10 protein-coding genes are annotated in these 10905 nt (G+C 73.4%); 3 read left to right on the top strand and 7 right to left on the bottom strand.

What is annotated here, in order from left to right; genetic code table 11:
• Nucleotides 1-28: 28 nt before the first annotated feature.
• The 5 genes from AB0B41_RS27200 to AB0B41_RS27220 all read right to left on the bottom strand — a co-directional run bounded on the left by AB0B41_RS27200 (nt 29) and on the right by AB0B41_RS27220 (nt 5969).
• Complete coding sequence (locus tag AB0B41_RS27200; protein WP_358208190.1) at nt 29-1579, bottom strand: AMP-binding protein; 1551 nt, start codon at nt 1577-1579, stop codon at nt 29-31.
• A 64-nt stretch (nt 1580-1643) separates the two neighbouring features.
• Entirely contained in the window at nt 1644-3041 is a 1398-nt protein-coding gene (locus AB0B41_RS27205) for a phosphotransferase family protein (protein WP_358208192.1), read from the bottom strand.
• Between the two features lie 16 nt (nt 3042-3057).
• Complete coding sequence (locus tag AB0B41_RS27210) at nt 3058-3699, bottom strand: TetR/AcrR family transcriptional regulator (protein ID WP_358208194.1); 642 nt, start codon at nt 3697-3699, stop codon at nt 3058-3060.
• 87 nt (nt 3700-3786) lie between these two features.
• Nucleotides 3787-4713, bottom strand: coding sequence for a cyclase family protein (locus AB0B41_RS27215; RefSeq protein ID WP_358208196.1), 927 nt, complete (start codon nt 4711-4713; stop codon nt 3787-3789).
• Nucleotides 4713-5969, bottom strand: coding sequence for an acyl-CoA dehydrogenase family protein (locus AB0B41_RS27220; protein WP_358208198.1), 1257 nt, complete (start codon nt 5967-5969; stop codon nt 4713-4715). The genes AB0B41_RS27215 and AB0B41_RS27220 overlap by 1 nt, the downstream gene beginning before the upstream one ends.
• Before the next feature lie 63 nt (nt 5970-6032).
• Here AB0B41_RS27220 and AB0B41_RS27225 point away from each other — a divergent pair, with 63 nt between their 5' ends.
• Both AB0B41_RS27225 and AB0B41_RS27230 read left to right on the top strand, forming a co-directional pair.
• Complete coding sequence (locus tag AB0B41_RS27225) at nt 6033-6800, top strand: enoyl-CoA hydratase/isomerase family protein (RefSeq protein ID WP_358208200.1); 768 nt, start codon at nt 6033-6035, stop codon at nt 6798-6800.
• 12 nt (nt 6801-6812) lie between these two features.
• Entirely contained in the window at nt 6813-7625 is an 813-nt protein-coding gene (locus tag AB0B41_RS27230; protein ID WP_358208202.1) for a crotonase/enoyl-CoA hydratase family protein, read from the top strand.
• A gap of 750 nt (nt 7626-8375) precedes the next feature.
• Here AB0B41_RS27230 and AB0B41_RS27235 read toward each other — a convergent pair.
• The gene (locus AB0B41_RS27235) at nt 8376-8888 is read right to left on the bottom strand and encodes a hypothetical protein (protein WP_358208204.1); all 513 of its coding nucleotides are present in this window, start codon (nt 8886-8888) and stop codon (nt 8376-8378) included.
• A gap of 16 nt (nt 8889-8904) precedes the next feature.
• Nucleotides 8905-10317, bottom strand: coding sequence for a wax ester/triacylglycerol synthase family O-acyltransferase (locus AB0B41_RS27240; RefSeq protein WP_358208206.1), 1413 nt, complete (start codon nt 10315-10317; stop codon nt 8905-8907).
• 36 nt (nt 10318-10353) lie between these two features.
• On the opposite strand from AB0B41_RS27240, the gene AB0B41_RS27245 reads away from it, so the two are divergent.
• On the top strand, nt 10354-10905 hold a 552-nt coding region (locus AB0B41_RS27245; protein ID WP_358208208.1), incomplete at its 3' end, for a TrmH family RNA methyltransferase.

The raw sequence follows: 10905 nt of genomic DNA on the forward strand, positions 1-10905 counted from the left end.
ATCGCGCTGAACGATCGTTCAGCTCACGTTAGGAAGGGCTCGCCGCGGTGTCAACGGACTCGCGGACCAGGGTGCGCAGGTCGGGCTTGCGCACCTTCCCGCTGGTCGTCCGCGGCAGCTCGTCGACCAGCAGGACCCGGCGCGGGATCTTGTACCCGGCCAGGTGGCCGCGGCAGAACTCGCGCACGTCCTCCTGTGTCGGGGTGCGGCCCTCGCGCGCCTCCAGCACGGCCACGACGATCTCGCCCCACACCTCGTCCGGCTGCCCGACGACGGCCGCCGCGGCCACGTCGGGATGCTGGAACAGGACCTCCTCGACCTCGCGGGAGTACACGTTCTCCCCACCGGTGAGGATCATGTCCTTCTTGCGGTCGACGATGGTGAAGTAGCCGCGGGCGTCCCGCCGGGCCAGGTCGCCGCTGTGGAACCAGCCGTCCCGGTTGGCCTCCGCGGTCGCCTCGGGCCGGTTCCAGTACCCGGTGCAGACCTGGTCTCCCCGGATGAGCAGCTCGCCGACCTCGTCGACGGCCGTGTCGTTGCCGTCGGCGTCGACGATCCGCACGGACGACAACCACTGCGGCTTCCCGACGCTGGTGAGCAGGGACTCGTCGGACTCCAGCGCCCGCACGTGGTCGGCGGAGCCGTGCACGACGACGTTGCCCGCCAGCTCCGTCATGCCGAACCCGGTCTGCCACCTGACGTCCGGGAACGCGGCCATCGCCTCGCGCAGCACCGCGGCGGGCATCGGCGCCGAGCCGTAGCTGATCCGCCGCAGGGACGAGACGTCGAACTCCCGGAAGCGGGGATGGCGCAGCAGCATCGCGAGCATCGTCGGCGCCACGGACGTCTGGCGGACCCGGTGGGTCTGCACGGCCTCCAGGAACCCGACGGCGTCGTAGCGGCGCAGCAGGACCATCGAGTCGCCCTTGACGTGGGCCATCGGCACGCCGTAGCCCGCGATGTGGCACAGCGGCCACGGCATCAGCGACACCCCGGGGTCGTGGTCGTGCTCCCAGCTGATCAACGAGTTCATGACTGCCGCGACGACGTTGCGGTGGCTCAGCACCGCGCCCTTGGCCCGGCCGGTGGTGCCGGAGGTGTAGATCAACCAGGCCGGGGTGTCCTCGTCGACCGCGGGGGGTTCCTCCGGGTCCCCGAGGAGGTCCTCCCAGGTCAGCGCCCCGTCCGCAGGTCCGTCCACGCACACCAGGGTGCGGATCGACGGCACGTCGGCCATCGCCTGCCGCGCCGTCTCGAGGTACTTCTGCTCGGTGATGAGCATCGTGGGCGTGGAGTCGTCCAGGTTGAGGGCGACCTCGCGCGGGCTGAGCCGGTAGTTGAGGAACACCAGCGCCATCCCCGCGGCCGGGACGCCGTAGTAGGCCTGGATGTACTCCGGGTTGTTCTCGGTGAGGATCGCGATGCGGTCCCCGGGGACGGCGTACCGGGTGAGCCCGTTCGCCAGCCTGCGGACGTCGCGGTCCAGCTCCGCGAACGTCCAGGTGCGGTCCTCGAAGATCAGGGCCGGTTCGTCCGCGCGCCGCGCGGCCGTGAAGGACAGGATGTCGCCGATCCGCATTCGTGCTCCTTCGCACGGGGTGGGAACTGCACGGGTCAGAACTGCACGGGCCGGAACTGCCGGGTCACTCGCCCGGGTGGGACAGGTACTTCGGGTTGGCCACGAGGAGCCGGTCCGTGATCGCCGCCCGGACCGCCGCGAGCAGCGTCGGGTCCTCCGGGTCGACGACGCCGGCGCGGATCGCGGCGGCCAGGTCGGCCTGGTCGGCGCGGCCGAAGCGGGCGAGCCGCTCGCGATGCCGGCGCTCCTGCTCCGGCCCGAGGACGAGCTCCCGCGCGACGGTGTCGACGACGTTGGCCGCGACCCGGGCGTTGAAGCTCAGCCGCCCCTGCGTGCCGGGCATGACGTCCTCGCGCAGGTAGAGCGCAACGGCGTCGAGCAGCTCGCGGCTCGTGGGCCGGCCGTGCAGGTCCGACGGCGGGGCCTCGGGTGTCCCCGGCAGGTCCCCGGCCGGGAGGCCGAGCGCCAGGAACAGGTCGTGCTCCTGCTCGCACACCCGCCGCCCGATCGCGGCCAGCTCCACGGACGGGACGTCACCGGAGAGGTGCCGCTCGGCCATGCCGCGGCAGCCGACGGCCCAGCGCGCGGTGCCGAACACCTGCCACCAGCGCACCGCCTCGGGATCCGGGCGGTGCCCGGCGACCTCGGCGTACCCGTCGAGCAACTGGTCCAGTGGGCCGAACCCGCCCACGGCGGGCGCGGCGCCGAACCGCCAGCACTTCACGCACAGCCAGCCGAGGTCCTCGCGGGGGTCGCCGAGGTGCACGACCTCCCAGTCCAGGACGGCCTTGAGCCCGTCCGTCGCGACGATCATGTTCCCGTTGCGGAAGTCGCCGTGCACGACCGACTCGGGGACCTCGACCGGGCGGTGCTTCTCCAGCCAGTGCAGCGCGATCTCGATCGACGGCAGCGGCTCGCCCAGCTCGTCGTAGGTCTGCCGGAGGTGCTCCAGCGGGTCCCGGCGCTCCAGCCCCGGGACGTCGGCCGGCGGGATCGCGTGCACCCGGGCGACCGCGCGGCCCAGCTCGGCCGCCAGGCTGCCGCGGACCTGCGCGTACTCGGGGTCGCGCAGCAGCCGGCGGGCGAGCGTCTCCCCGTCGACGTGCCGGGTGACCAGGTACGGCGCCCCCACGACGGCGGGGTCCGTGCCGTGGTCGACCAGCGGCGGCACCGGCACCCCGGCCCGCTCGGCGGCCGCGATCGCGCGCGCCTCCATCGCCATGCCGTCCGGCCGGCCCGGCCCGGGCGGGTCGCGGCGCAGGACCAGCCGGTGCGCGCCGTCGCCGGTCCGGGCGGTGAAGGACCAGGTCTCGCGGCTCGCCCCGCCGGTCAGCCGGTGCAGCCCGACGACCTCCACCGGCTCGCCGAGCACCGTGGTGAGGCGGGCCGCCAGTAGCTCCGCGAGCACGACCGGGTCGGCCGGGTCGCCGGTGGGCCGGCGCGTCTCCGCCGCGGCGGTCATCCCGCCCCCCCGCGCGTCAGGCGGGCGGGCCGTCCCAGGGACCGGGGTCCACGGCGTCGACCATGTCCAGCGACAGGCGCTGGTAGCGGCCCACCATCTCCTCCCGCGTGGCGGGACCCTCCGGCGAGAACCAGCTCGCGACCCCCGTGCACATCACGACGATCGCCCGCGACGCCTCGTTGGGCAGCGGCGTGCGGAAGGCCCCGACCTCGACGCCCCGGGCCACCACCTCGTCGAACATCCGCTGCTGCGCGTGCCGCTTGGCCAGGTGCGGGGTGCGCACCGGCTCCTCCAGGGCCCGCAGCTCGCTGGTGCCCAGCAGGGTGCCGCGCTGGTCCTCGAGGTGGAAGAGCACCTGGACCTCGACCAGCGCCTTCAGCTGGTCGACCGGCTCGTCCCCCGCACGTTCCAGCGCCTCGCGGGTCCGGGTCAGCAGTGCCTCGATCCCGCGCTCCATGATCATTGCGAGGACGGCCTGCTTCGACGGGAAGTGGTGGTACAGCGCGGCGGGGCTCAGCCCGGCCCGCAGCGCGATGTCCCGCACCGACGTCCCGTGGTAGCCGTGCTCGGCCATGGTCGCGATCGACGCCTCGAGGATCGCCGCGTCGCCCGGCGGCGCGTTCGGGGGCCGCGTGGCGGGCTGGTGTGCTCGCGCCATCGATCTCTCCCCAGCTCACCGGTCCGTCCGGGGTCCCGGGCGGTTCCGGGAAGGCTACCGGGCTGTGCCGCAGGAGGTCCGCGCGCGTCACTTGATCGCCAGGGGGTTGATGGGCGAGCCGAGGGCCCGCTGGAACTTGATGGGCGGCGCGGTGAGGAAGAAGTCGTACCGGCCGTCCTCGGCGCAGTCCGCGGAGAGCTCCTCGAAGTCCAGGATCTCGCCGAGCGTCATGCCCATGTCGCGGATCAGCACCATGTGCACCGGCAGCTGCTCGTCGGGCAGCTCGCCCGGGAGCACCTCGATCGCCCAGTTGTCCGAGCAGACCGCGGCGACCTCGTGCTCGTGCAGCCACTCGCAGCAGTCCAGGCCGAGCCCGGGCTCGCCGGCCATGAACGCGGCGGCGTCGGACTCCACCAGGAACTTCCGCCGCCAGCCCGTGCGCACCAGCAGGATGTCCCCGCCCTGCAGCGCGACACCCTGGGCGGCCATCGCCGCGTCGAGCTCGGCCGGGGTGATCACCTCGCCCGCCTCCAGCCACTCGACGCCGCGGTGGCGGGCGACGTCGACCAGCACGCCGCGCCCCGCGATCCCCTTGGCCTGGTGCTCGATCGAGTTGGCGGTGGTGCCGTGCGGGCTCACCGACGAGGCGGGGAACCCGTTGTAGAGCTGGTCGTCGTAGAAGACGTGGGCCAGCCCGTCCCACTGGGAGGCGCTCTGCAGCGGCATGAACACGTAGTCGTCGGCGTAGTGGAAGGCGCCCGGGTAGCTCTGGTCCGCGCCCGTCTCCGACACCAGGATCATCGGGTTGATCCGGCCTCCCCCCGGCTGCGGGCCCCCGCGGCCGAAGGGGATGCCGAGGTCGAAGATCCGCCCGTCGCGCACGAGCCCGGCCGCCGCGGCGACCCGCTCGGGCGTGAGGAGGTTGGTGGTGCCGCGCTGGTCGCGGACGCCGTCGCGGTCCCATCTCCCCCAGTTCGACAGGCGCTTGCCCAGCTCCCTGAAGTCCCTCGTCATCAGCGCACCTTGTTGGGTCCGGCGAAGCCGAAGAGGTAGCCGGCGACCTTGCGCATCTGGATCTCCTCGGCGCCCTCGGTGATCCGGTAGCGGCGGTGGTGGCGGTAGATGTGCTCGAACGGGGTGTGCCGGGAGTAGCCGAGCCCGCCGTGCACCTGCATGGCCCGGTCGGCGGCCTCGCAGACGAACCGGTTGGCCCGGTAGTTGCACATCGAGACCTTGTCGCTGATCTCCATGTGCGGCACCCGGTCGAGCTCCCAGGCGGTTTTGCGGACCAGCCCGCGCAGCATCTCGGCCTCGGTCTGCAGCTCCACCAGCGGCCACTGGATGGCCTGGCGGGTGGCCAGCGGCGCCCCGAACGTCACCCGCTCGCGGGCGTAGGCCACGGCGCGGTCGATGCAGAACTGGCCCGCCCCGACCCCGGAGGCGGCCTGGCGGATCCGGTTCTCGTGCACGAAGGTCTGCGCCACCGCCAGCCCCATGCCCTCCTCGCCGAAGATCGCCGAGTTCGGCACCCGGACGTCGGTGATGGTCACCTCGGCGTGGTCGGTGGGCATGTTCAGCGTCCACCAGTGGAAGTCCACCGAGAACCCCGGGCTGTTCGTGGGGACGAAGAACGCGGTGATCCCGCGGGCGTCGCCGTCCTTGCCCGAGGTGCGGGCGAACACGACGTCGTGGGTGGCCGAGTGCATCCCGGAGTTCCACCGCTTGGCGCCGTTGATGATCCAGTCGTCGCCGTCGCGGACCGCGCGGGTCTCCATCCAGGTCGCGTCCGAGCCGTGGTCGGGCTCGGTCAGCCCGAACCCGATCCGGGCCTTCCCGGTGAGCATCGGCTCCATGTACTCGTCGAGCTGCTCGGGGGTGGCGAAGCCCAGCAGCATGTGCGCGAACGGGAAGTTCCCCACCACGCTCGACTCGTTCTGCAGGTCGTTGTGCAACCCGAGGCCCTTGCGCGCGAGATGCTCGCGGATCACGGCCATGTCGAAGTTGCTGCCGTCCTGCCCGCCCACCTCCTTGGGCAGCGCGTAGCGCAGCCAGCCCGCCGCGTCGGCGCGGCGGCGCATCTCGCGCAGCAGCTCCTCCCACTCCCGTCGCGGGGTGCCACCGGCCTCGAAGTCGGTACGCGCCCACTCCCGGCGGTGGTCGAAGAAACGCTCGTTGTCGTCCTGCGCCTGCAGCGGGACGATCTCCCGCTCGATGAACGCGTCGAGCTCGTCGAGCTTCTGGGTCAGCTCCACCGGCAGTGCGAAATCCACGGGCCCTCCTTAACGATCGTTCAGCTAGGATGCATCGGCAGGGGCGCCGAGGGAAGGGGTCGGATGCAGGAGATCCGGTACGAGGTGGCGGAGCGGGTCGCCACGCTGACGATCGACCGGCCCGCGAAACGCGGGGCGATGACCTACGCCATGCTGGAGGAGTTCACGGCCCGCATCGACGAGGCCGGGCACGATCCCGAGGTCACGGTGCTGCTCGTCACGGGCGTGCCGGGCAGTTTCTGCGCGGGGATCGACCTGGCCGATCTGGCAGGTCGCTCGCCGGACGAGCGCGGCGCCGTCCGCTCCCGGGAGATTCCGGCCCTGATGGAGTGCCCCAAACCGGTGCTCTGTGCGGTCGACGGGACGGCCGTCGGGATGGGCGCGGAGTTCGCCACGCAGGCCGACCTGCGGCTCGTCTCCACCCGGGCACGGTTCCGGTGGAACTTCGTGCACCGCGGGCTCGTCTCGGACACGGGCGCGGGATCGTGGCTGCTGCCGCGCCAGATCGGCACGCCCGCCGCCCTGCGCCTGCTCTACACCGGGGACGACCTCGGCGCGGACGAGGCCGTCGCGCTGGGCTTCGCGGTGTCGTCGCACTCGCCCGAGGAGCTCCCGGAGGCGGCGCGGGCGCTGGCGGTCCGGATCGCCACGGCGTCGCCGTTCGCGCTCGCGCGGACGAAGAAGCTCGTGCTCGACGGCGCCGGGATCGGGATGGCCGACCACGTCGCCGCGACGCGGGAGGCACTCGCCGAGTGCTTCGCGTCGGAGGATCATGCCGAGGGGGTCGCGTCGTTCCTCGAGCGGCGGCCGGCCCGGTTCACGGGGAGGTAGGAGTTGACCGAGGTGTCCGACACGTCCGCGCAGCGGGTCACCGTCGAGATCACGGACGGGGTGGCCGACGTCCGGCTGGCCCGGCCGGAGAAGCGCAACGCCCTCGACCCGGCGATGTTCGCCGCCCTCGTCACCACCGGCGAGCGGCTGCGGACCGAGCCCGGGCTGCGGGCCGTCGTGCTGTCCGGGGAGGGCCCGGACTTCTGCGCCGGGCTCGACTTCGGGTCCTTCCAGGCGATGCGGGACGGGCAGCGGCTCTCCGCCACCGCCGACCTCCCGCCCGGCGACGGGCCGGCCAAGGCCACCGGGCAGCGGGCGGCGGCCGTCTGGGCACAGGTGCCGGTCCCGGTCATCGCCGCGATCACCGGCAACGCGCTGGGCGGCGGGCTGCAGGTCGCGCTCGGCGCCGACATCCGGATCGTCGCGCCCGACGCGTCGCTCTCGGTGCTCGAGGTCAAGTGGGGCCTGATCCCGGACATGACCGGCACGCACGTGCTGCCCGAGCTGGTGGGCCGCGACGTCGCCAAGGAGCTGACGTTCACGGGCCGGAAGGTGCGGGGCGAGGAGGCGGTCGCGCTCGGCCTCGCCACGCGGGTCGACCCCGACCCGCGCAAGGCGGCCCTGGAGCTGGCCCGCGAGATCGCCGGGCGCAACCCGCACGCGGTCCGCGCGGCCAAGCGGCTGCTGGAGAGCTCCGGCCGGGTCGACACCGCCACCCAGCTCGCCGCCGAGCAGACCGAGATCGGCGCGCTCATCGGCAGCCCCAACCAGGTCGAGGCGGTCACCGCGTCCTTCGAGAAGCGGGCCCCGAGGTTCACCGACTGACCCGTGAGCGGCAACTGCTCCTAGAGGGGCAGTTGCCACTCACGACCTCGGGTGAGCTGGGGTGGGGCGCTCGGGCCTGAGTGCAGTCGGCAGGGTCGTGCAACGACTTCGCGGTCGGCGGGGCGGCGGGGTCGCGGGCCGGGGTCGCGGGCAGGGGTCGGCGGGCTGGGGTCGGCGGGCTGGGGTCGGCGGGGTCGTGGGCCGGGGTCGGCGGGGTCGGCGAGGTCGGCGAGGTCGGCGAGGTCGGCGAGGTCGGCGAGGTCGGCGAGGGTCGGCGAGGGTCGGCGAGGGTCGGCGGGCCGGGGTCGGCGGGGTCGTGGACCGGGGTCGAGAGCGGTCGGGGGCGGGGCCGGCACACCCGCTCCGGCCGCTCGGACATCCGTCGGAGCGCCGCACATCCGTTGCGGTGCCCTCGCACACTCTCGACGACTCTCGTCCATGCCGTCGACGAGGTGTGCGGCACAGCTCGGGCTGTGCCGGCCGCCGCCGAGCCCCGTCGGCCGGTCGGGAGGTCGACGGTCCGGCACACCCGCCCGAGCGCCTCACAGACCGTCGACCGGAGGTGCCGAGTGCGCTCTCGGGTGTGACCGGCCGCACCGCCGGATGTAGAGCGCCCCGCCGGTTGCGCCGCCAACCTCCGCCTGCGTGGGCAAAGGCTGGAACTCACGCCTACCCCGGGACCGCCGCCGGCATTTCCCCAGCTCAGCCGGGGTCGTGAGTGGCAACTGCCCCTCTAGGGGCAGTTGCCGCTCACAGGTCGCCGAGGTCCACCAGGAACGCGATCTCCTCCGGCGAGTACCACGCGAGCTCGTGGTCCTCGGCCTCGCCGATGAGGAACTCGGCGTCGAGGTCGCCCAGGTCCGCCTTGTCGACGGCCGCCGCCGCCTCCCGCACCGCGTGCTCGGCCTCCTCGGCGTCGACGTGCACCGCGGCGATCGCGGTCATCGGCACGGCGCCGGAGATGCGGACGGCGCCGTCGTCGAGGTCCGGCCGCAGCGTGACGTCGTCGAGGTCGGCGGCCACCACCACCCTCCGGGCCGGGGTGGTCTCCTCGCCCAGCCCGAACTCGACGGCGAGCAGGCGCAGCGACGCCCGCGCCGCCTCGCCCATCGCGGCGTACTCCAGCTCCTCGTCGTCGCCGGACACGTAGGCCTCCCGCAACCGGGGGGTCAGCGCGAACGCGGTCCCCCCGATCGGGTCGAACCGTCCGGTCTTGACCAGCTTCCGCAGCATCGGCCAGGTCCCGGGGATGTAGATCCGCACGGTCTCTCTCCTGCTCTCAGCGGCTCGCGGCCAGCAACTCGTCCAACGCCTCGTCGACCAGCCCGGCGAGGACGTCGACGTCCGGCATACCGTCCCGGTCGCCGTTGAACCCGTAGTACACGCCACCGTCGTAACTGGTCAGCCCGATCGCGAGCGCCTGCCCCTTGGCGAGCGGCACGACCGGGAACATCTCCAGCATGCGCGCTCCGGCGGCGTAGAGGGGGAACTGCGGGCCGGGGACGTTCGTCACGACCAGGTTGAAGATCCGCCTGGAGATCCCGCTCGCGGCGCGGGCGCCCAGCGCGTGCAGGGTCGGCGGGGCGAAGCCGCCGATGCGGACCAGCGTGTCGGCGCCGACGTTCTGCCCGGTCGAGGTGTGCTCGCGCATCGCGTGCGTGACGTGGTGCAGCCGCACGACCGGGCTGGGCTCGCCCACCGGCAGGTCGACCAGGAACGACGACACGCGGTTGCCGAGCGAGCCCGAGGTCGCCGAGCTGGGCACGTCCGCCTCGCCGCGCACGGACATCGGCACCATCGCGCGCACCGACGCCCCGGACGTCACCGGCTCGCCCCGGGAGAGCAGCCAGTTCCGCAGGGCGCCGGACACCACGCTGAGCACCGCGTCGTTGACCGTGCAGCCGTGGGCGGCGCGGATCCGCCGGTACGCCTCGAGGTCCGTGCGGGCGATCGCGAACCGGCGCTGCGTGGAGATGTGCACGTTGAGCGGGGTGCCGGGCGCCGGGCGCGACGCCGTCCGGGCCATGGTGAGCAGCTTGCCGGCCATGCCCGCGAGCTTGGTGGCGGTCGCGACGGCGTCGCCGGTGGCCGCGCGGACGTTGTCCACGATCTCGCCGGGGCGGGCGACGGCGTCGCCCACGGCCTCGGCGATCAGCCGCAGGTCGCTCGGCTCCGGCCGCGGCATCCACACCTCCTCGACGCCGGGCCGCGCGTCGGGCGAGACGTCCAGGATCACCTGGGACAGGTCGATCGCCGAGATGCCGTCGACCATGGCCTGGTGGGTCTTGGTGACGACGGCGACCCGGTTCTTCTCCAGGCCCTCGACCAGGTACATCTCCCACAGCGGCCGGGTGTGGTCCAGCGGCCGGGACATCAGCCGGGCGACGAGCTCGCTGAGCTGCTCGTCCGTGCCCGGACGGGGCAGGGCGGAGCGCCGGACGTGGTACGCGACGTCGAACTCGGTGTCGTCGACCCACACCGGCCGGGCGAGGTTGCCTGGCACGTGCTTGACCTTCTGCCGGTAGCGCGGCACGAGCGCGATGCGCTGCTCGACCAGCCCGACCAGCTTCTCGTAGTCGAGCCCGCCCTTGCCGGCGCGCTTGAAGATGGCGACGCCGCCCACGTGCATCGGCGTGGTCGCCTGCTCCAGGTACAGGAACGACGCGTCGAGCGCGGAGAGCCGGGGCGGCATGGTCGTGATCCTACGTGCGCGTGCGACCCTGCACGGGTGGCAACGCCGGTCTCGCCGAAGGACTCCTTCATCACGGTCTACGGCCGCAAGCCCGTCCTCGAGGCGCTCGACGACGACTCGCTGGCCGTCGACAAGGTGATCATCGCGGAAGGCACGCGGGGCGACTCGGTGCGCGCCATCACCGACGCCGCCCGCCGCCGCGGCGTGCCGGTGCAGCGGGCGAGTGCGCACCGGGTGAAGGTGCTGGCGGGAAACGGGCGGCACGACCAGGGTGTGCTGGCGGACGTCGTCGCCCCGCGGATGGCGCCGGTGCCGGTGTTCCTGCGCGACCTCGGCTCCCGGCGCCCGGCGTCGGTGCTCGTGCTCGACCGGGTCACCAACCCGTCGAACGTCGGGATGATCCTCCGGACGGCCACGGGCGCGGGTCTCGACGGCGTTCTCCTCCCCCGGCGGGGCGTGCCCGCCATCGACCCGCTGGTGATCAAGGCCTCGGCGGGGGTGGCGTTCTCCGCGCCGGTGCTCCGCTCGGCGACCGCCGAGGAGGGGCTCGCCCAGCTCAAGGAGGCCGGCTTCGGGATCTTCGGGCTC

Origin of the sequence: Pseudonocardia sp. NPDC049154 (assembly GCF_040648315.1) — a bacterium.
Lineage (GTDB): Bacteria > Actinomycetota > Actinomycetes > Mycobacteriales > Pseudonocardiaceae > Pseudonocardia.